The sequence below is a fragment of the Leclercia sp. S52 genome, from assembly GCF_039727615.1.
GTDB classification, from domain to species: domain Bacteria; phylum Pseudomonadota; class Gammaproteobacteria; order Enterobacterales; family Enterobacteriaceae; genus Enterobacter; species Enterobacter adecarboxylatus_B.
On the sequence record NZ_CP152474.1, the window covers coordinates 45,576 to 68,677 of the forward strand.

Here is a 23,102-nt window from a genome sequence, read left to right on the forward strand (position 1 = left end):
GATGGAACTGAACTATATCGAAAAATGGCTGCCGGAAGCATCGGTGAAATACAAAGACGGCAGCCCGGCGGTCAATCTCGGGCTGATTATCACCGTGTTTTTTAAAAACGGCCATACGCCGGATGTCCGCCGTAAAATGGTGGAATGTGTGGATCGTTATTACGATGAACTTAAGCCATATCTGAAGAAAACGCTGCCGGTAAAGAAATGGACCAGAATCACCGAAAACAATTATGCCAAACAGCGGCAGGCTATTCTGGACTCAACGCCTGAGGAGATTTTTGACTGGGTACTGAGCTCTGCATCTGAATCATATCTGGCACCGGATTACGAAATTCTCATCATGGGGAAACGTATCTTCCACAATGAAAATAACAGGTCCGTTATTAAGCTAATCTTTCCGCTCTCCCTGCTAAAAGAGCCAGACGGTAAGGAACGCTATGAGTCCTGGCTGCTGTGGCTTTGCAACACCTTCGACGTTGAAAGCGGCTATGCCGGGCTGTCATTCATTCTGCCCTACGCCTTTGAACGGATGTTTCCCTATGAATATGCCCTGGCGCAACGTTTTTCCGGCGTGATGGTGGATTCCATTGGAACGCTGGAAGGCGGTGCTGCTGTCATTGGTCTGAAGGGTGCCTGCTGGTACACTATTCTGGGCACTCCGTGGCTGGAAAAGCTCGGCGGAGAAGACGCCGTCGCACGACGCCTGGTGAAAACACCGGAAATCAGCCTGCTCTCCTATAATAACGGGGTAATTATGAAAGCTGGTGAATTACCTCCGTCAGTGGGTGAGATGAAAACTGAAGGCCTTCCTCCGCTACTGGTGAAGATAAATCAAATCATTAAACCGGTTCGCTATGATGAACCCCGTTCCCTGCATTTTTACTCGTCATACGAGAACCATCAGTTTAATAAAGAATCGACCATGAAGTGGTATCGACGCTTCGACGACACCAGCGCCCTGCTGGACAGCGAGGAGCCCGAAACTTCATCTGAACCGGTTCGCATCACCCGATGGACCGATGAAACCGCGCCGCACGCCGGGCAGTGGGCCGCCATCGTTAACGGCACAACGGAGTATATCCAGACCCGCGAAGGGGAAAAAATGCCTGCCTTTGAAGACAAGCACGGCAAAAAACACCGCGCCCGCTGGTCGCTGCTTAAGCGTGACGACAAGGGCAGCGTATTAATTATTTCGCAATAAGGGAGCGCCTGAGATGGAACTCGACTATATCGAAAAATGGCTACCGGAAGCGTCAGTGAAATATAAAAATAGCGGCTAGATATTGAAATTATTGATCGGGATAAGAAAATCGCCCTGCCATGAAAAATAACAGCATAAATATGCTAGAGTTGGCATTATTTTTATGTTGGGAGTTTTTGTCTTCAACATTATTTGTCAGCGAAAAGGTAAAGGTTTTTGATATTTGTAGTCAGGATGAAAAAATTCAAATCAGTGGTTAATCACCCAAAATTAACATCTTCATATTAATTTTATAAGCACTTGAAGTGAGAGCTATTATTTTGTATTGTGTGATGGTAAAGAAAATATTTAGACCTTCGTTATTCTATGGTGCATCTGAAATTACAATCTATGATTTTCTAGTATTCATAAATGGTAAAAATAAAGAGATATTATACCTAAGGAAAATAAGATATGAAAGTTTCAAACTAGATTAAGGTCAGATGGTGAATGATTCACATAGAGTCTAAATGGGAAAACATTATGTTAGTAATGTTTGAAGCTCATCCATCTATTACTCTTTAAAGCTGATGACTTTTTGCCCGGCGTGATGCCGGGCTTTTTTTACATTCTTACCCCGATTACCTTACCCCGCTTTACACACCCGCTCCGCGCCATGCTCTACAGTGTTATTTCGCTGCCGCCTTTCGCGCAGCCTTAGCCCCTTTGCTAATGGAGAGCTTGCATGTTGACCCGACGATTGTCCTGCCTGGCGCTGCTGGTGGCGCTGGCCTCACCCGCTATGGCGGCCGATACCCCCACCTACGGCGAGAAGATGGAAGGCTTTGACTACGCCTGGCCGGTGAAGCACTTCACCTTCACCTCGCAAAATCAGTCGCTGGATATGGCTTATCTGGACGTGAAGCCGGAAAAAGCCAACGGCCGCACCCTGGTGCTGATGCACGGTAAAAACTTCTGCGCCGGCACCTGGGAAGGCACTATCCGTGCCCTCACCGCCAGCGGCTACCGCGTGGTGGCCCCGGATCAGATCGGCTTCTGCAAATCCACCAAACCGGAACACTATCAGTACAGCTTTCAGCAGCTGGCGGACAATACTCATGCGTTGGTGAAAGCGCTGGGCATCGATCGCGTCACCGTCATCGGGCACTCCACCGGTGGCATGCTGGCAACCCGCTACGCGCTGATGTGGCCGCAGCAGGTGGAACAGCTGGTGATGGTGAACCCGATTGGTCTGGAGGACTGGAAAGCGCGCGGCGTGCCGCATATCACCGTCGACCAGTGGTATCAGCGCGAGCTGAAAACCAGCGCCGACGGCATCCGCCAGTACGAGAAAAATACCTACTATGCCGGGGAGTGGAAGCCGGAGTACGAGCGCTGGGTCACCATGCTCGCCGGGCTGAATAACGGGCCGGGCAAAGAGCGTGTCGCCTGGAACTCGGCCCTGCTCTACGACATGATCTATACCCAGCCGGTTTTCTATGAATTCAGCGAGCTGAAGATGCCGGTATTATTGATGATTGGCACGAAGGACAACACCGCCATCGGGAAAGATCTCGCCCCGCCGGAGGTGCGCAAAACGCTCGGCAACTATGCGGTACTGGGCCAGGAGACGGCTAAGCGTATTCCGCACGCCACGCTGGTGGAGTTTAACGACATGGGCCACGCGCCGCAGATGCAGGATCCAGCGCGTTTCCACGAGGCACTGCTGAAAGGGCTTCAGGCGCGCTGACTGGTCTTTAACCGCACGCCAATATTCGCCCGGATGCCCTCCCCGGGCGGATATCTTTTTTCATAACCCCGATCCACTGTTTCTCCGTTCATTAATCCGACGTTGTCTGCTGTCGACGCGCTGCGTTTCCCGATATTATGCTCGACTAACCCTAAGGAGAGTTCATGGTCTGGATAATGCTGGCTACGCTTGCCGTGGTATTTGTGGTGGGCTTTCGCGTCATGACGTCGGGACCCCGGCGCGCGATTCGTCGTCTCAGCGAGCGTCTGGGCATCACCCCGGTTCCCGTAGAATCGATGATCGACCAGTTTGGCAAAAGCGCCGGCAATGAGTTTATTCGCTACCTGGAACGCCCGGACGAGGCGCACCTGCAGAATGCCGCCCAGGTGCTGCTGATCTGGCAGGTGTGCATTGTCGACAGCAGTGAAAACAACCTGATGAGCTGGTATCGCCTGCTGCGCAAGGCGCGCCTCGCCGCGCCGATCACCGATGCCCAGATCCGTCTGGCGCTCGGCTTTATGCGCGATATGGAGCCCGATCCGTACGAGCTTAACGCCTTCCAGTTGCGTTATAACCAGCTCTTCCTGCCGGAAGAGGGGGGTCTTCTTCCTGCATTGATATTCCCCGGTGGCGCTTCGCTTACCGGGGCGACAAAACCCGTCGGCCGGTGCAAGCGCAGCGCCGCCCGGCAAAAAGTGCCAAAAGTTGTCTAAACGTTAAATAGATCACACTTTAACTGTTAAACTGCACGGCTTTCCCGCTCGTTTTCTCCTCAGGTGATGCCATGACAGAACAGATCCAATCCGCCCCTTCGCCCCATGCTAAAGCGGTCTCCCGCCCAAACTGGTCGGCGGTTTTTTCCGTGGCGTTTTGCGTCGCCTGCCTGATTACCGTGGAGTTTTTGCCGGTCAGCCTGCTGACGCCGATGGCGCAGGATCTGGGCATTTCTGAAGGGCTGGCGGGCCAGTCGGTCACCGTGACCGCCTTTGTCGCTATGTTTGCCAGCCTGTTTATCACCCAGGCAATTGGCACCACCGATCGCCGCAAAGTCGTCATTCTTTTTAGCGTTCTGCTGACGCTCTCCTGCCTGCTGGTCTCCTTTGCCGATAACTTTATGTTGCTGCTGCTGGGACGCGCCTGCCTCGGGCTGGGGCTGGGCGGCTTCTGGGCGATGTCGGCCTCGCTCACCATGCGGCTGGTGCCGGCGCGTACCGTGCCGAAAGCGCTCTCCGTTATCTTCGGCGCAGTCTCCATCGCGCTGGTGATTGCCGCGCCGCTGGGCAGCTTCCTCGGGGGGGATTATCGGCTGGCGTAACGTCTTTAACGGTGCCGCAGTGATGGGGCTGCTGTGCATTCTGTGGGTGTGGAAAGCGCTGCCGTCGCTGCCGGGCGAAGCCGCGCATCATAAACAGAATATGTTCAGCCTGCTGAAACGTCCCGGCGTGATGGCGGGGATGATCGCCATCTTCATGTCGTTTGCCGGGCAGTTTGCCTTCTTTACCTACATCCGCCCGGTGTTTACGACCATGGCCGGGTTTGATGTCGATGGTCTGACGCTGGTGCTGCTGAGCTTCGGTATCGCCAGCTTTGTCGGCACCTCGCTGTCGGCGCAGTTCCTCAAACGTTCCCTGAAAGTAGCGCTGGCGGGAGCACCACTGGTGCTGGCAGTCAGTGCCGCCGTGCTGATCCTGTGGGGCAGCGACAAGTGGGCGGCCTCGGCGATTGCGATTATCTGGGGCTTTGCCTTTGCGCTAATCCCGGTGGGCTGGTCGACGTGGATCACCCGCTCGCTGGCCGATCAGGCCGAAAAAGCCGGGTCGATTCAGGTGGCGGTGATCCAGCTGGCGAACACCTGCGGTGCGGCGGTGGGCGGCATTGCGCTCGACCATCTGGGACTGACGTCACCGCTGGTGATTTCCGGCACGCTGATGCTGATTACCGCGCTGCTGGTGGCGGGTAAGGTGAAGGCGCAGTGATTTTGCCCTCACCCTAACCCTCTCCCACAGGGAGAGGGTTAGGGTGAGGGCATCAGGCTACGCCGATGTCTGCACCCGTCTTCTCGAATCCATCGAAATCAACACCACCGACGACACAATCAGCAGCGTGCCCAGCCAGTCCGGCAGGGTAAACGCCACGCCCAGCAACATCACCGACAATAACGCGCTGCTCAGCGGCTCGGCGCAGCTCAGAATGCTCGCCTTCGGCCCGCCAATCATCTGCGCACCTTTCAGATACAGGCTGAACGTCACCGCCGTGCCAATCACCACCAGATAGAAGAACGCCAGCAGCAGGCTGCCGTCGACCACGAAGGTGGTGCCGCGCCCGGCATAAAAGGGCGTCAGCATTAATCCGGCCAGTAGCATACTCCAGCCCACGATCGGCAAAGTGCCGTAGCGGGCAATCAGCGTGGAGGGGTAGGTGGTATAGAACGCCGCGGCGAAGGCGGAGGCGATGCCCCAGCAGAGCGCGGCCGGGGAGATGGTCAGCGAGGTCGGGTCGCCGTGGGTGACCAGTAAAAAGGTGCCGACAAGCGAGGTCATGATCGCCGCCAGCACGAAAATGCCCGGGCGCTTTTTGCGCGCCAGCGCGAACCACGCCACGATAATGGTCGGGGAGAGGAACTGCAGCACGGTGGCGGTGGCGGCGTTGGATTTTTCAATCGTCACCAGGAAGGTGAGCTGGACGATCAGCGCCCCGAACAGAGAGAAGATCAGCAGGCTGAGGGCGTCTTTACGATTTTTGATGACCGAGAAAATCTTGTCGCCGTGGACGAAGGAGAGCGTCAGCAGGATCACGCCGGCAAACAGCAGGCGGATCATGGTCAGATAAGGCGAGGGGATCTGACTTTTCTCCATGATGTACTGCGCGCAAACTCCTGAGCTGCCCCATAAGATGGCGGCGATCAGGACGTTCAGCATCCCTTTACGTGTGGAACCCATGTTCTCCCCTGCTATGTTGATTTTTTTCTAGCATAACATGGGATCCTTGCCCGGCGGCGCTGCGCTTGCACGGGCCTACAGAAAACCGTAGGCCGGGTAAGCGCAGCGCCACCCGGCAGAGCAAGGGCCGGTGCGGTCTGATGCCCTCACCCCGACCCTCTCCCACGGGGAGAGGGCGCAAACACCAAAAACGGCAACGTTGCGTTGCCGTTTTGCTTTTACCTAGAACCACGCCTCCCACATCGCGCCGACGTTGAAGTCGTCGAGCGTTTCGTCCTGGGTGTTGTTCACGCGGGCGGTGCGTTCGTTATCCACCTTGCCGCCGGTGACGTAGAAGCGCAGCATCGGACGGAACTCCGGGCCCATGGCGATGGACATGTTCTGCGACAGGGTCAGCTTCCAGCCCTTGTTATCCCCGCCGTTGTCGTAATCAACATGCTGCCAGCCCGCTTCCAGCCAGGTGGAGTGCACGTCGTTCCACCAGTGCATCGGACGCACGATGGCGTTGTAGTTCTTGCGGTTGTCGGTGCTGTCCCGGCTGTTGTCGTAGTCGTGGAAGGCCAGGATGTACTCCACCTGGGTCGCCTGGGTGAACCTGTGCAGCCCTTCGAAGCTGGCGTACACCGTGGTCAGGTCCTCGGTTTTGTTGAACACGCTGTTGTCCGAGTTATCGGAGTAGCGGGCGATCACCTTGTTCACGCCGCTGTCGTTGGTGTGGCTCAGGACCACGCCACCCTGCCAGGCGTTGGTACGCTCTTCGGTGTCGATGGCTTTCGAGTCAAAGCCGTAGTTGGCGTACAGCTCCAGGTCGATCGGGCCGAGCTTCATGCCGTGAATTTTGGAGGTGGCGGCATAGTTGCCTTTGTCGCCGGTGCCGGAGCCGCCGGTACAGGTGATGCGCGAAGGGTTGGCCTCGTCATTCATCACCTGCGGGCTGCAGGATTCCACCGCTGCGACGGTCGCCACGTCAAACTGCACGCCGCCGATGTCGAAGTTCTTCACCCCGGCACCCTGGCCGTCGTGGTTCATCCAGAAGTAGTCGTTGATGCCCTGCTGCGGACGCTGGTGGAAGTCACGCCCGGCCCAGATGTAGGCGTTCGGGTTGGATTCCAGAATGTTGGTCACCCCGGCGTAGGCCTTTTTCAGGTTAACCTCGTCGCCCCAGTGGTCGATCATCACATTGACGTCCCAGATGGCGCCGTTTTCGCCCTTAAAGGCTTTGGAGAGCTGGAACTCGCCGCCGTTGCCTTCGTTACCCAGTCGGCCAATCGCTGACGCCCCGTTGTAGGAGCCGTCCACGGCGACGTATTTCTGGTCGGCGGCCTGGAAGTGCGCCCCGTAGCGGGCATAGCCGGTAAATTTAATCCCGAACGGGATCGCCATATCCGGGGACTGGGCGGCGCTTTGGGGCTCGGTCACCACGTCGGCTTTTTTCGCCACCGCGGCATCCATTTTCGCCTGGCGATCGGCCAGGGCTTTATCCACCGCTTTGGCCACAATGGCGTCGATTTGCTCCTGCGTAAACTCCTGGGCGAGGACAGAAATCGGGCAAAGCGCGGCGATAACCGCCATTGTTAATGGAAGTTTTTTAATCATATTCATGGTTATCTCAATATATTTAAATTTTATTCAGACAATAACCACCCCGTTCCGGATGGACAGAATATGTCGCTATCATCAGAAAAGGTTGATTTTTATTTTTCAGGATACAGAGGCTTTACACTATTATCGTAACGATATCTCCAGTGCTGATATTTAATTAATTAACGCTGATACAGGTGAATAATTTCTTCGGATAATTCACGGGCCAGCAGCGAGTTCATTAAGTGATCCTGGGCGTGTACCATAATTAACGTCATCGGCTGACGGGCTTCGCCCGCGTCCTGCTCGATAAGTTTGGTCTGCATATGGTGCGCCTGGCGCGCGTAGCCATCGGCTTCGCGCAGCAGGCTTTTCGCTTCGTCAAAGTTGCCCTGCCGCGCAGCATGCAGTGCTTCAAAGCACAGGCTGCGCGACTGACCAGCATTGACGATGATTTCCATTACGGCTTCTTCTAAGGCAATCATCATCAGTTACTCTGTTTATTTATCAAAACTGTTATTCAGAGAGGTGGAAGCAAACCACTCTCCGCTCTTTTTAATGGTGCGCTGCTGCGTGGTTAAATCCAGCTGGATAAAACCGTAGCGGTTTTTATACGCATTACACCATGACCAGTTATCAATAAATGTCCACATATGGTAGCCAAGACAATTACAGCCTTCGCTAATACCTTTATGCAGCCATTTAAGATGTTCAGAAATAAAATCGATACGGTATTGATCGTTAATCTGACCGTTCTCAATAAAACGCTGCTCGTTTTCGACGCCCATGCCGTTTTCAGAAATAAAGCAGCGTGGGTTGCCATAATTATCGCGCAGGTTAATGAGAATATCGTAAATACCTGGCTCGTAGATTTCCCAACCGCGATACGGGTTCATCTTGCGGCCCGGCATCTCGTAGCTATCGAAGAACCACTCCGGCATAAACGGCGCCTGCGGGTTGATGGCCGTATCACGACACTTCACCCGACGCGGCTGGTAGTAGTTCACGCCCAGCAGGTCGATTTTGCCGTCGGCAATCAGCGCGCTGTCTTCCGGTAGACAGGCAGGCAGCTGATCGTGTGCTTTCAGCATCGCCACCAGATCCGCCGGGTATTCGCCGCACAGCACCGGGTCGAGGAAGCTGCGGTTAAACAGCAGGTCGCAATGGTGCGCGGCTTTCACGTCCGCCGGATTCTGCGAGCGCGGATAGGACGGCGTCAGGTTCAGCACGATGCCAATCTCACCGGGGTAGTGCCCGGCGCGGAAGGCGCGAACCGCCTGCGCATGGGCCAGCACGGTGTGATAGGCCACGGTGGCCGCACGACGGAAATCGACCACGTTCGGGTAGTGGAAGTCATACAGATACCCGCCCTCTACCGGCACAATCGGCTCGTTAAAGGTAAACCAGTGCATCACCCGATCGCCAAAAAGCTCAAAGCAGGTTTCTGCGTAGCGGGCATAGGCCGCTACCACATCACGGTTTTCCCACCCGCCAATCTCCTGCATCGCCATCGGCATGTCGAAGTGGAAGAGGGTGATAAACGGCTTGATGCCCTGAGCAAGCAGTTCGTCGATCACCTGATTGTAGAAAGCAACCGCTTCCTGGTTCACTTCACCGGTGCCTTCCGGGATGAGGCGCGCCCAGCTTATCGAGGTGCGAAAGCTATTGTGGTTCAGCTGCTTTAACAGCTGAATGTCGGCTTTCCAGTGCTGATAAAACGTGGAGGTATTCTGCGGCCCTACCCCATTGTGAAAGCGATTCGGCTCGGTCGCGAACCAGTGATCCCAGGTGGTTAATCCCTTGCCACTGCTCTGGCTTTCCCCTTCGGTTTGCAGTGCAGAACAGGCGCTACCCCACCAGAAGTTTTCGGGAAATGCATATTTCATAAAACGTCCTCTTTGACTTAATTGCCGACGGTCTCTGCTGCACCTACGGTTGCCTGCGCTTTTTGTTCTTCGGTTTTCAGCAAAGAACGCTCATAAGCACGCAGGAACGGCAAATACATCAGCGCCGACATCACCATACAAATGACGCACATCACCACCGGACTGAGGGCCCAGTTTGCCGCCCAGGAGGCACCAATCGGCGCCGGAGTGGTCCATGGCGTCAGCGAGACGACCTGTGCCAGCCAGCCGAGTTTGGTGGCGGTATACGCCAGACAAGCGTTGATCATCGGAACGAACACGAACGGAATAAACAGCATCGGGTTCATGATGATCGGCGCACCGAACAGAATAGGTTCGTTGATGTTGAAGAAACTGGGCACCACGCCCATTTTGCCAATGGTGCGCAGATGGGTTACGCGGCTGCGCAGCAGCAGGAAGGCCAGCGGCAGGGTAGAGCCCACACCACCAATCAGCAGGTAGTGATCCCAGAAGCCCTGCAGGTAAACGTGCGGCAGCGCAGCGCCGGCAGCCAGGGCGGCCTGGTTGGCGGAAAGGTTAGCCATCCAGAACGGGTTCATGATGCCGGTGACAATCAGCGCGCCGTGGATGCCGGCGAACCAGAAGATCTGGCACAACAGCACGGAGAGCAGAATGGCAGGCAGGGAGTCAGAGGCGGAAACCAGCGGCTCCAGCAGGTGCATAATCGCCTGCGGGATGATCATTCCGGTTTGCGCTTCGATAAACAGGTTCAGCGGGTGCAGCGTACCAATGATCACCACGACCGGGATCAGGATCTCAAACGAGCGCGCCACGCCGGTCGGCACTTCCTTCGGCAGACGGATGGTGACTTTATGATCCTTCAGCCAGGCATAAACGCGGGTGGCATAGATAGAGGTGATCAGCGCGGTGAAGATCCCCTGGCCCGACAGATACTGGGTGGAAATTTTGCCGTCGGCATAAGGAGCGGCCACCAGCAGGAACGCCATAAAGGCCAGCAGGCCGGACATCACCGGGTCGAGATTAAACTGACGGCCCAGGCTGGCACCAATCCCGACCGAGATGAAGAAAGTCATCACGCCCATGCTGAGGTTAAACGGCAGCATCAGCTGTTCGCGGTAGGTCTCGGAGAAATCGAGCCAGCCGCGGGCAAAGCTGTTGGTGGTGTCCGCAGAGAACGGCGGGAAGATGAACACCAGCATAAACGAGCCGATGATCATAAACGGCAGCGCGGCGGTAAAGCCGTCGCGGATGGCAATCACGTACTTCTGCTGGCCCAGCTTGCCTGCCAGCGGTGCGATGGACTGCTCAATGACCGCAACCATAGATTGATATAACGAACTCATGAGAACACCTTCTTAGTGTGCCGCTTCAATGAGCGACAGAGCATAGTCCAGCACCTTATCGCCACGTTGCATTCCGTAATCCATTGTATCTATGGACTGTACGGGTATGCCCTGAGCGGCAGCCTTGTCTGAGAGCGTTTTTAACATGTATTTGACCTGGGGTCCGAGAAGTACGACCTGGTATTGCGGAAACTGTGTATCAAATTCTGAAACACCGTACGCATCGATTTTGACCGGTAAACCGCGTTCGTTCGCGGCTTCGACCATTTTCCGTACCAGCAGGCTGGTGGACATCCCGGCAGAACAGCACAGCATAATCTTGAACATCGACGACCATCCTCAAAATGTAAATAGTTATTGCGGAGATGATTGGATAACATATGGAAACCGGTTTCCATTGATATAAGACAGAAGTGTGACAGCCATCAAGATCCATTACTTATGGGGCCTGATTATCGGATTTGGGTCACGTATTTTGGCTGCTTTTACATCAAATGGAGTGGAAGCGGAAAATCGGTTTCCATGGAAAACGGAAACGGATATACTCCTGAGTGGCTATAATATGAGCCGAAGTGGAATCAGGAATTACAGGGGCCTGGAGAGACCTGTCAGGGGATAAAGATGTCTACAATCAACGATGTATCACGTCTGGCCGGGGTGTCCAAAGCCACGGTATCACGGGTGTTGAGCGGGTCGCGCGGCGTGAAGGAAGCCAGTCGCCTGGCCGTACTGAAAGCGGTGGAAGAGCTGAACTACCGGCCAAATGTGATTGCCCAGTCGCTGCTCAGCCAGTCTACCGGCTGTATCGGCGTCATTTGCGCGCAGGACAACATTAACCAGACTACCGGTTACCTTTACGCGCTGGAAAAACACCTCAGCCAGCACCAGAAGCACCTGCTGCTTCGCTTCGCCAACACCAAAGCCGAAGTCATGAGCGCGCTGGATGAACTCTCCTGCGGGTTATGCGATGACATTCTGATTATCGGCGCCCGTTTCCCGCTGCAGATCGATCAGGAGAACGTCATCCTGGTGGACTGTATGGAAACCAACAACGTCAACAGCATCCAGTACGACCATGCTTTTGCCGCGGAAACCGCCTGTAACTTCCTCGCCAGCCAGGGGCGACGCCAGATTGCCCTGATCCATCCGCACGGCAGTGGTTTTGCCGATCAGGTGCTGCTGGGCTACAAGCATGGGCTGGAAAAGAACTTCCTGCCGTTTAATCGCAACCTGGTCTTTATGGAAGCCACGTCATCCTCCGTGGCCCTGCAGGAGCTGCTCAATAACGCCACCACGGTTAACTTCAACGCCCTACTGGTGGCCGACGAGCAGGAAGCACAGCGGGTGATCCCGCAGCTGCAGGCCTTCAACAGGTCAGTACCGGGCGACATCATGGTATTCAGTCTGGCGGGCTCGCTGCATCTGCCGGGCATTCCGACCATTCCGGCAATTGAGTACTCGATGGACGCCATGGCGGCACGGATTGTCAGCTGGCTGAATGAGAAGACCCAGATGCTGGGTTCGTATGTGCTGCGCGGGGATTTAATTATTCCGGATGTGCGGCGCTAAAAAAATTAAGGGGGCTGCAAGGGCCCCTTAATGCGAAATCAGTAATCCTCCATACAGTCCACCTGGCTTACGGCATCCCAGTAACCTTCCTGGTTGTTCCGCTCCATCGCCACGACCGCATTTTTGACCAGCATCTGATTGGCCTCAGAAGCCATGATCATTGTCTGCCACTCTTTATCACTCTGCTTACGTTGCGGGGCACAGGCTTTCTTCACATCCTTCAAAACCGACTGTTTCATCTGTTCTAATTTGACCGGATCGTTCAGTTCCTGAGCATGAACGAAGGCGGCAAAAAGCAGGCAGACGACCAGGCAAAACAGGTGCGCTGACTTCATGGAAACCTCCGGAAAAACCACACACGTTTATGAAATATATCGTTACATCCGCCTTTGCGACCCAAGCCGAAAGTATTAATTTTGCCAATAGTTGCGCAGAGGTACGAATAAGCGTAGCCGCAGAATTTGACGGAGAGGCAAGCCCGGAAGAAAAATTTGTGACGGCAGGCGACGGCAAGGTCACAAAGGTTGATGCTGCTCGCAAAGGCAATTTAGCGTTGATTGCACTTACATTTTTTTAAGCGCGTTACGCCAGAGTTTGCGGTTTTTATCGTCGGCAGAATGTGGGATAGTCGAGGTGCAACGTAACGGGAGAATGATATGCAACTGAGTATTACCGACACCATTACTGAACACGAACAGGAAGAATTACTGCAAGGGTTGCGGATCTATAACAGCCAGTTTATTAGTTTTTCCCGTGTGGCGAGTGATATTGCCGTGTATGCCCGCGATGAGGACGGCAAACTGCGCGGTGGGCTGATCGGCAACCGCCAGGGCGAGTGGCTGAACATTAAATATCTGTGGGTCAGCGACGAAATCCGCGGCACCGGGCTAGGCGGCCAGCTGATGCGCGCCGCCGAAGACGAAGCCCGGCAACAGGGGTGCCGGCATGCGCTGGTGGATACCTTCAGTTTCCAGGCGCGTCCGTTTTATGAAAAGCAGGGTTATGCGGTGACCATGACGCTGAACGATTTTCCGTACGCGGGAATACAGCGCCATTACATGTCGAAGGCGCTTTAAGCGCCAATACCATGACCTATCACCGCCAGCGCATGGCGCACGATGCTGTCAGGCGAGAGGGTGTGTAGCCTCTCGCCATTGCGCATTCGTGAAAAAGGCACCAGCACCAGGCTTAACAGGGTAGTGAACAGCAGTTCCGGAGCCAGATCGCGGTTCAGTTTTCCCTCCTGCTGCCAGCGGGCGACGGTCTCCAGCGTCGCCTGATATTTCTCATCACCAAACCGGGCCTGCAGGTGCGCGCGCAGTACCGGCATTTCACCAATCACCTCCTGCATCCACAGCGGCGCGAACCAGCGGTGCTCGACGGCCAGGTCGGCCAGCTTTTTCACCATTAACGTCAGGGCGGTCACCGGATCGTCCGGATGAGCGCTGAAAAGCGTCGCGATGGCGCTGCGCAGCGGCAGAAAACGCTCCTCGATCATCGCATCAAGCAGCTGCTCCCGGGAGTTGAAGTAGTAGTGCAGCATCGCCGGCGTCACGCCCGCCTCTTTGGCAATGGCGTTAAGCGAGGTTCGGGCAATCCCCTGACGGGCAAAGAGATCCAGGGCGATATCCAGCAGCTGTTCCCGGCTGGTGGCGGTGGGTTTGCTTCCGCGCGGACGCCCCGGGCGGCGGGCCTGTGGCGTGGGTTCAGAATTATCTTTATGTGCTGACATGCGCGGAGGATCCCTTGACCTGATTCATAACTTCATTAAATATTAATTACCCAATTAATTAATTTCAAGCGGTGTTTTATGGCGTCCGAATCGACAACACAAACCAAAAACGCGCCCTCTATCCGACTGCTGTTTAGCGCGCTCCTGCTGGTGATGCTGCTTTCGGCTCTCGATCAGACCATCGTCTCTACGGCGTTGCCCACTATTGTGGGTGAACTGGGCGGGCTGGATAAGCTCTCCTGGGTCGTTACGGCCTATATTCTGAGTTCCACTATCGTGGTGCCGTTGTACGGCAAGTTTGGCGATCTCTTTGGCCGCAAAATCGTGCTGCAAATCGCGATCGTCCTGTTTCTGGTGGGCTCTGCCCTGTGCGGACTGGCGCAGAACATGACCCAGCTGGTGCTGATGCGCGCCCTGCAGGGGCTGGGCGGCGGCGGGCTGATGGTGATCAGCATGGCGGCGGTGGCCGATGTTATCCCGCCAGCGGATCGCAGCCGCTACCAGGGCCTGTTCGGCGGGGTCTTTGGTCTGGCGACGGTGATCGGCCCGTTGGTCGGCGGTTTTCTGGTGCAGCACGCCTCCTGGCGCTGGATTTTCTATATCAACCTGCCGCTGGGGGTGTTTGCCCTGCTGGTGATCGGCGCGGTCTTCCACGGCAGCGCGAAGCGCAATAAGCATGAGATCGACTATCTGGGGGCGATTTACCTCAGCATGGCGCTGCTGTGCATCATCCTGTTTACCAGCGAAGGGGGTACGGTCCGCGAGTGGAGCGACCCGCAGCTGTGGTGCATTCTGGCCTTTGGCCTGACGGGTATCGCCGGGTTTATCTATGAGGAGCGGCTGGCGTGGGAGCCGATTATTCCCCTGTCGCTCTTCCGGGATCGCAGCTTCCTGCTGTGTAGCCTGATTGGTTTTATTATCGGGATGTCGCTGTTTGGATCTGTCACCTTCCTGCCGCTCTATCTGCAGATTGTCAAAGAGGCCACCCCGACCCAGGCCGGGCTACAGCTGATCCCGCTGATGGGCGGCCTGCTGCTGACCTCGATTATCAGCGGCCGCATTATCAGCCGCACCGGGAAATACCGCCTGTTCCCGATCCTTGGCACCCTGCTGGGTGTGGTCGGCATGGCGTTGCTCACGCGGATTACCATTGAATCGCCGATCTGGCAGCTGTACCTGTTTACCGGCGTGCTGGGAGCGGGGCTGGGTCTGGTGATGCAGGTCCTGGTGCTGGCGGTACAGAACAGCGTCTCTGCGGAACAGTATGGGGTGGCGACCTCGGGCGTGACGCTGTTCCGCTCCATTGGCGGGGCGATTGGCGTGGCGCTGTTTGGCGCGGTCTTCACCCACGTGTTGCAGTCGGGACTGATGGCGCGGATACCCGAGGGCACCGAACTGCCGCGGGAGATGAACCCTGTTGCGATCCACCATCTGCCTGACGCCCTGCGTCTCGACTACCTGGACGCCTTTGGCTCCGCCATTCATGCGGTATTCCTGATGGCGGCAGGGATCATGGTGCTGGCCTTTGTGCTGTCGTGGTTTTTGCGCGAGGCGCCGCTACGCAAGCGGGAGGCGTAAGGTTAGCGGTTCTGCTATTTGTTGCGAGTCGCTTTCCGAATCTGCATGACCAGGCTTGTCTTCCTTAACGCGGCTGGCGCATGCTTTGGCCTGGTCAATAAACCAGCAGAGGTTGCGATGGAACGTAAAGCAAAACTGTTTAAAAAAGGGCGGAATCAGGCGGTGTTACTGCCTGCGGAGTTCGCGTTTGATACGGAGAGCGTCTGGATCCGGCGGGATGAGGAGGGGAATGTTGTTTTGATTGCAAAACCTGCCCAGGAAAAAAGCTGGGATGAGTTTTTCAGGATGCTGGAAAACATGACCGTACCGGATTCATTTTTAAGTCCAGAGGAGAGAAATCAGAGCGTGACAAAGCGGGATCCTCTGGATGGCGTTCAGGTATGAAGCCTGAACCTCAACGCCCGGTGGCGCTACGCTTACCGGGCCTACAGCAGTTTGCCGTTTATTTACGTAGGCCGGGTAAGCGTAGCGCCACCCGGCAAAACCTGCATATAATTTATCCTTCTTATTGATGCCATTTCGTTTTTTAGCCTGCCGCTGCGTTGCCGATATAGTCGATAAAACAGTTATCAAAAGGATATGACGGGTGAAACTTCGATTAGGTGCGCTTCTTCTCGCTGGCCTGCTGCTGGCGGGCTGTGACCAAAACGGCAGCGATGCCAAACATATTAAGGTCGGCGTGATTAACGGTGCCGAGCAGGACGTGGCGGAAGTCGCCAAAAAAGTGGCGAAAGAGAAATTCGGCCTTGATGTCGAACTGGTGGGCTTCAGCGGCTCGCTGCTGCCGAACGACGCCACCGACCACGGAGAGCTGGACGCCAACGTCTTCCAGCATCGTCCATTCCTGGCGGAAGACAACAAGGCGCACGGCTACAAGCTGGTGGCCGTCGGCAATACCTTTGTGTTCCCGATGGCGGGCTATTCCCGCAAGATCAAATCGGTGACGGAGCTGAAGGACGGCGCGACCATCGCCATCCCGAATGACCCGACCAATCTGGGCCGCGCGCTGTTGCTGCTGCAAAACGAAAAGCTCATCACCCTGAAACCGGACGTGGGCCTGCTGCCGACGGCGCTGGATATCACCGCCAACCCAAAAAACCTGAAAATCATGGAGCTGGAAGGGGCACAATTGCCGCGCGTGCTGGACGATCCGAAAGTGGATGTGGCGATTATCAGCACCACCTATCTTCAGCAAACCGGGCTGTCGCCGGTGCATGACAGCGTCTTTATCGAAGATAAAAACTCGCCGTACGTGAACATCGTCGTCACGCGGGAAGACAATAAAGATGCGGAAAACGTGAAGGAATTTATTCAGTCGTATCAGTCGCCAGAGGTGGCGAAAGCGGCCGAGACCATCTTTAACGGCGGGGCAGTGCCGGGCTGGGAATAACGTTAATCGTGCCGCGGCGGCCTCTGTTGCCGCGGCTAAATGAAGACTGGCCCGATCCCATCGCTGATTGCCCTTTTGCCCACATCCTGTCGTCATGCTCCCGGCTATGCTTTCTGCATACAAACCGGAGAACAGCCCATGAACATTACCCACATTCGCAACGCGACGCAGCTCATCACCTACGGCGGAAAACGCTTTCTGATTGACCCGCTGCTGGCACCTAAAGACGCTTACTCTGGTTTCCCGGGCACCGCCCAGGCGGAGATCCGCAACCCGACGGTGGAGCTGCCCTGTTCGGTGGAAAGCCTGCTGGATGTCGATGCGGTGATCGTCACCCATACCCATGCCGATCACTGGGATCAGCACGCCATCGAGCGGATCGCCAAAGAGATGCCGATCTTTGTCCAGCACGACGAGGACGCGCAGCTGCTGCGCAGCCAGGGCTTCCACAATCTGACCGTGTTGACGGACAACACGCCGTTTGGCGAGATCCAACTGAGCAAAACCTACGGCGGTCAGCACGGCACCGACCGCGCTTACGCGGTGCCGGAGCTGGCGGAGCGGCTTGGTGAGGCGTGCGGCGTGGTGTTTCGCCATCCCGAAGAAAAAACGCTGCTGATTGCAGGCGACACCATTTTGCGCCCGCAGGTCGCCGCCGAACTGCAAAAGCATCAGCCGGATGTGGTGGTGCTCAACGCCGGGTACGCGCACGTGATCGGCTTCGGGCCCATCATTATGGGCGCGGAGGATGTGCTGAATGTGCACTTCCTGCTGCCACAGGCAAAAATCGTCGCTGTCCATATGGAGGCGATCAACCACTGCCTGCTTACCCGCAGCGCGCTGCGCGAATACGTCGACGCTAACCAGATGGGCGAGGCGGTGATTATTCCCCAGGACGGGGAAAGCGTTATAGTCTGAACAGTATCGGGGCAGAGGAGAACAGTGTGAAGCTAACAACAGTGGCGATTGTCGCCGTCGACGGATTCAGCCCTTTTCACTACTCCGTGCCCTGCATTCTTTTTGGCGATACCGTCTCTGGTAAAAAGCGCTTTGAGGTGACGATCTGCGCCGAAAAACCGGGGTTATTGACCTCCCGTGATGGCTTCGCGCTCAATGCCACACAGGATTATTCCGCCATCAGGCAGGCGGATATCGTGGTGGTGCCCTACTGGGCACATGTGCTCGAAAGCCCACCGCAGGCGTTGCTCGACAGCCTGGTGCAGGCCAGAGACAACGGGGCGGAAATCGTCGGGCTGTGCCTGGGGTCATTTGTTCTGGGCTATGCCGGCATTCTGGACGGCAAACGGGCGGCGACCCACTGGGAGTTTGAACGCCAGTTCCAGTCGCTGTTCCCGGCGGTAGAGCTGGATATCAACGCCCTGTACGTCGATGACGATAACATCATCACCTCCGCCGGGACTGCCGCTGCGCTGGACTGTTGCCTGTACATTATCCGTCAGCGCTTTGGCAGCGAGGTTGCCAACCAGATTGCCCGGCGGATGATCGTCCCGCCGCACCGCGAGGGCGGGCAGGCGCAGTTTATCGCCCAGCCGGTGCCGGAAACGACCCGCGATGCGCGGATTAACCACCTGATCGACTATCTCCAGCGTAATATCAGCCAGCCGCTGAGCCTGGATGTGCTGGCAGAGAGCGTGGCGATGAGTCGCCGCACGCTGACCCGCCATTTTATGAAAGCCACCGGGATGAGCGTTGCCTCGTGGATCACCGCCGAACGCCTGCGGCGTAGCCAGCTGCTGCTGGAGAGCAGCAATCTGCCGATCGAGGCGGTGGCAGAGCAGGTGGGGTACCTCTCAGCCGTCACCTGGCGCCAGCAGTTTAAGGCCCGCTTTGGCGTCAGCCCGGCGGAGTGGCGCAAAACCTTCCGCACGCAGAGTCAGGCCGGGTAGCGCAACATTTACCCCAGCTTCTCCATCCGCGTTTCCCCTTCCACCATCGACAGCTGATACAGCGAAAACGACCGGTGCTTTTCAATCAGCTTCGCCAGCTCCGGCGAGTGGCTGGTGAGCCAGATCTGCGAGTAACGGCTGGCCTCGGCAATCAGGCTCGCCAGCGCGGGCAGCATCTGCGGATGCAGGCTGTTTTCCGGTTCGTTGAGGGCGATAAACGCGGGCGGGCGCGGGCTTAACAGCGCCACCGCCAGACAGAGAAAACGCAGCGTGCCGTCGGAGAACTCCGCGGGCTCCAGCGGTCTGCTTAAGCCTTCGCGCTGCATCATCATGCGGAAACGTCCCCCGGTGTTGTCGCTGTAAAACACGCAGCCGGGGAAGGCCTGGTCGAGAATGCGCATCAGCAGCAGCTCGTCGCCAATCTCGACAATGGTCTGAAAGGCCGCGGCCAGATTTGCCCCGTCGCTGGCCAGCACCGGGGAGCGGAATCCCACCTGCGGGGCGCGGATCGCCGAGCCGGAGGAGACAGAAAATTCATGATAAAAGCGCCAGTTACGCAGGGACTCGCGCATCTGCGACACCTCCGGGTAGAGGTGCGGTTCACCCAGCTGCCCGAACACCGATTCGTTCTCGTACAGCGTGCCGCTGTGGGTCACCTTTTCGTGATGCACGTTATTCAGAAACACGGCCTGATTTTTGCGTTTCATCAGCTGGGACGAGGGGCGTCGGTGCTGGCCGCTCAGCCAGATGGACTCCTCTTTGATCACCGGATCGAGCTGAAACTGCGAGGGATAAGGCAGCTTTTCGACAAAGCCCACCTGCAACTCATACTCGTAGGTCTCGGTTTCCACCGCCAGGTTCATGCGCCTGAGCTGGTCGCTGCGGGTTTTGCCCGCCCAGAACACCTTTAAAATCCCGCCCTCATTGGCCAGCGCCTGGGAAAACTGCCCCTGCGCCGCGCTGTGCATCAGGTGGATCGCCTTATAGATATTGGATTTTCCGGTGCCGTTCGGGCCGAAAACGATATTGAGCTGCTGCAGATCCAGCGACAGGTCGCGAATCGAGCGGTAGTTTTGAATGTGCAGGGTATTGATCATCGGCGGACCCCTTTTGCGGAATAAACCTGTACAGAGTTACAGTGTTCTGCGCAAAGTGCAAAAAAAAGACGACAGTGAGGTGTCGTCTAAACGGGGTAGTGCTTCGGGCCTCTCCGGGTCAATGGGGCCTCGCATTTGACATTCAGTTAACGGCCAGACGCAAACCCAAATCATCGGGGTAGGGATCAAAGTAGTTTTGCGTCATCAGATACCGGTCGGGATATTCGGCCAGATAGTGTTTCAACAGCGTGAGCGGAGCGAGAATCGGCAGTAATCCGTCGCGATAATGCAGGATCACGTCGCGCAGTTCGCCGCGCTGGCGGCTGTTCAGTTGGTTACGGAAATAGCCCTGAATATGCATCAGGACGTTAGTGTGGTTTTTCCGCGAAGCGGGTTTTTTGAGGATCGTCATCAGCTTTTCGCGGTAGACCTCGAAGAAAGCCTCCAGATCCTCCCATTCGTGCAGCGAGGCGACGAACGGCCCGATTTCACGGTAGCCCGCCTGATGGTGCGCCAGCAGCTGGAGTTTGTAACGGCTGTGGAAGTCCAGCAGCCCGCGGCGCGTCAGGCCCTCTGCCCGCAGCGTATTCAGCTCATGGAGCGCGAAAACCCGCTCGACAAAGTTCTCCCGCAGCACCGGGTCGTGCAGGCGTCCATCTTCCTCCACCGGCAGCCACGGCCAGGCTTCAAGCAGGGCGGCGGTGAACAGCCCGACACCCTCCTTGCGACCTGCATTACCCTTTTCATCATACAGCCGCACGCGTTCCATGCCGCAGCTTGGTGATTTGGCACAAACGATAAATCCACAGAGATCGCTCATTTTCGGCACAAAGCCTGCCGCAAAGTCGGACATTTTTTGAGTGACCTCTTCGTGAGGCGCTTTGCTGAACCGCATCTCGATATCACCGCGCGTGGTCTGCGTCAGACGCAGCGCCGGGCGAGGCGTAGGCAGGCCGATCGCCATTTCCGGGCACACAGGCCGGAAGTTGACCCATTCGGCCAGCTCATCCATGACAAAGCCCATACGCTTATGCCCGCCGTCGAAGCGAACGGCGGAACCGGTCAAGCATCCGCTAATACCCAGCACGGGTTTCGTTGTCATGATATGCACCTCCAAAGTTACTCTTTAAAAGTTACACAAAATGATTATTTTGTCCAAGTATTGGCGGATATATTTTTTATTTAGTATAGATATCAGTAGCTTTTAGCTTCCCTTATAGGTCGAGTAACCGTACTGGCTGAGCAGCAGCGGGATGTGCAGTTTTTCGTTGGTGCGGGTCACGGTAAACAGCACCGGGATCTCCGGGAAGAACGACTCCAGCTTGTTGCCGTGGAAGTACTCCGCCGTTTTGAAGGTCACTTTATAAACGCCTGGCTGCATATCCTGATCGGCCGGGTAGAGCGACTTGATGCGTCCGTCCTGGTCGGTTTTGCCGCTGGCAAGCGGGGTCCATTTATCCTGCTGCTGCTTTTCCAGCGTAACGGTCACGCCCAGCGGTGGTGTGCCGGTTTGCTGGTCAAGAATATGCACACTCAGGGTGCCGGCAGGGGCAGCGCCAAAGGCGACAGGGGCAAAGGCCATGGAGGCCAGGATCAGCAGAGGGGCAGTTTTTTTCATCATCTTTTCCTGTGGAGTGATAAGTCACAGGAAAACGTTAGCATTTGCCGCGCGGGAAAATATTCAACTTTTCGTGAAGATTCCCGCAGGAGAAAATAATCAGAGGATAATGACCTCAAGGGCAACCTGCTGCTGCCACTGCTCCACCTGTTTTCTGCGCGCGGCGGTAAGTTTACCGCTGGTGACCAGCAGCCACTGGCGGTCCGGGAAGATTTCCGGTGCCAGTGCGGCAGGGGGAATGGGCAGCAGGTTGATGCGGTGGCCCTGGCCGGTGCGGGCCAGGGCTTCGAGCCAGATTTCGCACGGGTCGTTCAGGTGCCAGCCGCTGAGCAGGAGGTTATCACCGGGCGCTTTTTTATCGCTTTCAAGGCAAAACGAGGTGTAGGCGATGATGATGCCATCCAGGATCTCGCGCAGGGTCATGGCGGCGGCAACGTTGGCGGAGACCAGGCTGCGCAGGGGGCGTAACACGTTCGCGACCAGCTCCGGACGCGGATACTCGCGGCCGGCATCGTAAATCATCTGGCGCAGGGATTCGATTTTGCCCGCCTGCAGACGATCCAGCATGGTCTGCTGCAGGGTTTGCCAGTTGTTGGTGCGGCTCGGGACAGGGCGCTCCAGCAGCGGCTTCACCTGGCCGATCGGGACGCCTTTTTTCACCCAGTCGAGGATTTTTAACGCCTGCTGGACATCCTCATCGCTGTACTGGCGATGGCCGCCTTCGGTGCGCAGCGGCTTGAGTAAACCGTAGCGACGCTGCCATGCCCGCAGCGTGGTGGGGGTGATCCCACTGAGCCTGGCGAATTCGCCAATGGAGTATGCCATGTCTGCGTCCGAAGAGGATTAGTCTCAATATTCTACGAATATTTTCCGGCGGGATGAAGCACCAGAGCGCTGCACTACACTTTAATTCCAACCGAGCAAAATGACAGGAGTTCTCATGAAACTATGGCCCGTTGTGACCGGTGTCGCCATCGCGTTGACCCTGGTGGCCTGTAAATCCCCTACGCCGCCGAAAGGCGTGCAGCCGATAACCAACTTTGACGCCAGCCGCTATCTGGGCAAGTGGTACGAAATCGCCCGTCTGGAAAACCGCTTCGAACGTGGGATGGAGCAGGTGACCGCCACCTACGGCAAGCGCAGCGACGGCGGGATCAGCGTGCTTAACCGGGGCTATGATCCGTTGAAGCGCAAGTGGAATGAGAGCGAAGGCAAAGCCTATTACACCGGCGAGCCAACCACCGCAGCGCTGAAGGTCTCGTTCTTCGGCCCGTTCTACGGCGGTTATAACGTGATCAAGCTGGACGATGACTACCAGTATGCGCTGGTCAGCGGCCCGGACCGCGACTATCTGTGGATCCTGTCGCGTACGCCAACCATTCCGGATGCGGTGAAACAGGATTACCTCAATACCGCGCGCAGCCTGGGCTTCCGGGTGGATGAGCTGGTATGGGTGAAGCAGTAAAGATCGTGCTTTCTTCCTGGGGCAATGTGCGGAAAGGGTAATAGACTTGCGTCATGGGCACACG

Annotated in this window: 23 protein-coding genes and 2 pseudogenes; 13 read left to right on the forward strand and 12 right to left on the reverse strand. The window is 56.5% G+C overall.

Features of this window, described 5'->3' with window-relative positions; genetic code table 11:
• Position 1: 1 nt before the first annotated feature.
• The 4 genes and pseudogenes from AAHB66_RS00215 to nepI all read left to right on the forward strand — a co-directional run bounded on the left by AAHB66_RS00215 (position 2) and on the right by nepI (position 4,909).
• Positions 2–1,204, forward strand: coding sequence for a DUF3396 domain-containing protein (locus AAHB66_RS00215; protein ID WP_347116554.1), 1,203 nt, complete (start codon positions 2–4; stop codon positions 1,202–1,204).
• Between the two features lie 724 nt (positions 1,205–1,928).
• The gene (locus AAHB66_RS00220) at positions 1,929–2,933 is read left to right on the forward strand and encodes an alpha/beta hydrolase (RefSeq protein ID WP_347114804.1); all 1,005 of its coding nucleotides are present in this window, start codon (positions 1,929–1,931) and stop codon (positions 2,931–2,933) included.
• Positions 2,934–3,097: 164 nt separating this feature from the next.
• A pseudogene (locus AAHB66_RS00225) lies at positions 3,098–3,508 on the forward strand (DUF1198 domain-containing protein); the annotation flags it as partial.
• 209 nt (positions 3,509–3,717) lie between these two features.
• Positions 3,718–4,909, forward strand: a pseudogene (gene nepI, locus AAHB66_RS00230) (purine ribonucleoside efflux pump NepI).
• 57 nt (positions 4,910–4,966) lie between these two features.
• On the opposite strand, the gene AAHB66_RS00235 reads toward nepI, so the two are convergent.
• The 6 genes from AAHB66_RS00235 to AAHB66_RS00260 all read right to left on the reverse strand — a co-directional run bounded on the left by AAHB66_RS00235 (position 4,967) and on the right by AAHB66_RS00260 (position 11,009).
• On the reverse strand, positions 4,967–5,872 hold the full coding sequence (locus tag AAHB66_RS00235) for a DMT family transporter (protein ID WP_347114805.1): 906 nt from the start codon (positions 5,870–5,872) through the stop codon (positions 4,967–4,969).
• Between the two features lie 222 nt (positions 5,873–6,094).
• Complete coding sequence (locus tag AAHB66_RS00240) at positions 6,095–7,474, reverse strand: carbohydrate porin (RefSeq protein WP_347114806.1); 1,380 nt, start codon at positions 7,472–7,474, stop codon at positions 6,095–6,097.
• Between the two features lie 161 nt (positions 7,475–7,635).
• Positions 7,636–7,938 carry a PTS lactose/cellobiose transporter subunit IIA gene (locus tag AAHB66_RS00245; RefSeq protein WP_072250852.1) on the reverse strand — a complete coding sequence of 101 codons (303 nt, stop codon included), beginning with the start codon at positions 7,936–7,938 and terminating at the stop codon, positions 7,636–7,638.
• A 15-nt stretch (positions 7,939–7,953) separates the two neighbouring features.
• The gene (locus tag AAHB66_RS00250) at positions 7,954–9,339 is read right to left on the reverse strand and encodes a glycoside hydrolase family 1 protein (protein WP_347114807.1); all 1,386 of its coding nucleotides are present in this window, start codon (positions 9,337–9,339) and stop codon (positions 7,954–7,956) included.
• Positions 9,340–9,356: 17 nt separating this feature from the next.
• A complete protein-coding gene (locus AAHB66_RS00255) occupies positions 9,357–10,682 on the reverse strand; it encodes a PTS sugar transporter subunit IIC (RefSeq protein WP_032615636.1) in 1,326 nt (441 codons plus the stop codon).
• Between the two features lie 12 nt (positions 10,683–10,694).
• On the reverse strand, positions 10,695–11,009 hold the full coding sequence (locus tag AAHB66_RS00260) for a PTS sugar transporter subunit IIB (RefSeq protein WP_333852607.1): 315 nt from the start codon (positions 11,007–11,009) through the stop codon (positions 10,695–10,697).
• Positions 11,010–11,303: 294 nt separating this feature from the next.
• Between AAHB66_RS00260 and AAHB66_RS00265 the strand changes: the two genes are divergently transcribed.
• Positions 11,304–12,251 (forward strand): LacI family DNA-binding transcriptional regulator, encoded by a 948-nt coding sequence (locus AAHB66_RS00265; RefSeq protein ID WP_347114808.1) that lies wholly within the window; start codon positions 11,304–11,306, stop codon positions 12,249–12,251.
• A 38-nt stretch (positions 12,252–12,289) separates the two neighbouring features.
• Here AAHB66_RS00265 and AAHB66_RS00270 read toward each other — a convergent pair whose 3' ends face one another.
• Positions 12,290–12,586, reverse strand: a complete 297-nt coding sequence (locus tag AAHB66_RS00270) for a YicS family protein (RefSeq protein WP_225759888.1) — start codon at positions 12,584–12,586, stop codon at positions 12,290–12,292.
• Between the two features lie 29 nt (positions 12,587–12,615).
• On the opposite strand from AAHB66_RS00270, the gene AAHB66_RS00275 reads away from it, so the two are divergent.
• Positions 12,616–12,828: a hypothetical protein gene (locus AAHB66_RS00275; RefSeq protein ID WP_347114809.1), complete on the forward strand. Its 213-nt coding sequence runs from the start codon at positions 12,616–12,618 to the stop codon at positions 12,826–12,828.
• Between the two features lie 79 nt (positions 12,829–12,907).
• Entirely contained in the window at positions 12,908–13,327 is a 420-nt protein-coding gene (locus AAHB66_RS00280) for a GNAT family N-acetyltransferase (protein ID WP_347114810.1), read from the forward strand.
• Here AAHB66_RS00280 and AAHB66_RS00285 read toward each other — a convergent pair.
• The gene (locus AAHB66_RS00285) at positions 13,324–13,983 is read right to left on the reverse strand and encodes a TetR/AcrR family transcriptional regulator (protein WP_347114811.1); all 660 of its coding nucleotides are present in this window, start codon (positions 13,981–13,983) and stop codon (positions 13,324–13,326) included. The two genes, AAHB66_RS00280 and AAHB66_RS00285, sit on opposite strands and share 4 nt — an antisense overlap.
• A gap of 78 nt (positions 13,984–14,061) precedes the next feature.
• Here AAHB66_RS00285 and AAHB66_RS00290 point away from each other — a divergent pair, with 78 nt between their 5' ends.
• The 5 genes from AAHB66_RS00290 to AAHB66_RS00310 all read left to right on the forward strand — a co-directional run bounded on the left by AAHB66_RS00290 (position 14,062) and on the right by AAHB66_RS00310 (position 18,858).
• On the forward strand, positions 14,062–15,561 hold the full coding sequence (locus tag AAHB66_RS00290; protein WP_347114812.1) for an MDR family MFS transporter: 1,500 nt from the start codon (positions 14,062–14,064) through the stop codon (positions 15,559–15,561).
• Between the two features lie 117 nt (positions 15,562–15,678).
• Positions 15,679–15,945 carry an AbrB/MazE/SpoVT family DNA-binding domain-containing protein gene (locus tag AAHB66_RS00295; RefSeq protein WP_347114813.1) on the forward strand — a complete coding sequence of 89 codons (267 nt, stop codon included), beginning with the start codon at positions 15,679–15,681 and terminating at the stop codon, positions 15,943–15,945.
• A gap of 202 nt (positions 15,946–16,147) precedes the next feature.
• Positions 16,148–16,951, forward strand: a complete 804-nt coding sequence (nlpA, locus tag AAHB66_RS00300; RefSeq protein ID WP_347114814.1) for a lipoprotein NlpA — start codon at positions 16,148–16,150, stop codon at positions 16,949–16,951.
• A gap of 138 nt (positions 16,952–17,089) precedes the next feature.
• On the forward strand, positions 17,090–17,869 hold the full coding sequence (locus AAHB66_RS00305) for an MBL fold metallo-hydrolase (protein ID WP_347114815.1): 780 nt from the start codon (positions 17,090–17,092) through the stop codon (positions 17,867–17,869).
• 26 nt (positions 17,870–17,895) lie between these two features.
• Entirely contained in the window at positions 17,896–18,858 is a 963-nt protein-coding gene (locus AAHB66_RS00310; RefSeq protein ID WP_347114816.1) for a helix-turn-helix domain-containing protein, read from the forward strand.
• Positions 18,859–18,866: 8 nt separating this feature from the next.
• Here the strand turns inward: AAHB66_RS00310 and AAHB66_RS00315 are convergent, their stop codons facing one another.
• From AAHB66_RS00315 to AAHB66_RS00330, 4 genes are all read right to left on the reverse strand, one after another.
• Positions 18,867–19,955 (reverse strand): AAA family ATPase, encoded by a 1,089-nt coding sequence (locus tag AAHB66_RS00315; protein WP_347114817.1) that lies wholly within the window; start codon positions 19,953–19,955, stop codon positions 18,867–18,869.
• 142 nt (positions 19,956–20,097) lie between these two features.
• Positions 20,098–21,057 (reverse strand): DUF523 and DUF1722 domain-containing protein, encoded by a 960-nt coding sequence (locus AAHB66_RS00320; protein WP_347114818.1) that lies wholly within the window; start codon positions 21,055–21,057, stop codon positions 20,098–20,100.
• Between the two features lie 102 nt (positions 21,058–21,159).
• Positions 21,160–21,573 carry a hydroxyisourate hydrolase gene (gene uraH, locus AAHB66_RS00325; protein WP_347116555.1) on the reverse strand — a complete coding sequence of 138 codons (414 nt, stop codon included), beginning with the start codon at positions 21,571–21,573 and terminating at the stop codon, positions 21,160–21,162.
• Positions 21,574–21,672: 99 nt separating this feature from the next.
• Entirely contained in the window at positions 21,673–22,398 is a 726-nt protein-coding gene (locus tag AAHB66_RS00330) for a MerR family transcriptional regulator (protein WP_347114819.1), read from the reverse strand.
• 115 nt (positions 22,399–22,513) lie between these two features.
• Between AAHB66_RS00330 and AAHB66_RS00335 the strand changes: the two genes are divergently transcribed.
• Complete coding sequence (locus tag AAHB66_RS00335; protein WP_347114820.1) at positions 22,514–23,038, forward strand: lipocalin family protein; 525 nt, start codon at positions 22,514–22,516, stop codon at positions 23,036–23,038.
• The last annotated feature ends 64 nt before the right edge of the window (positions 23,039–23,102 follow it).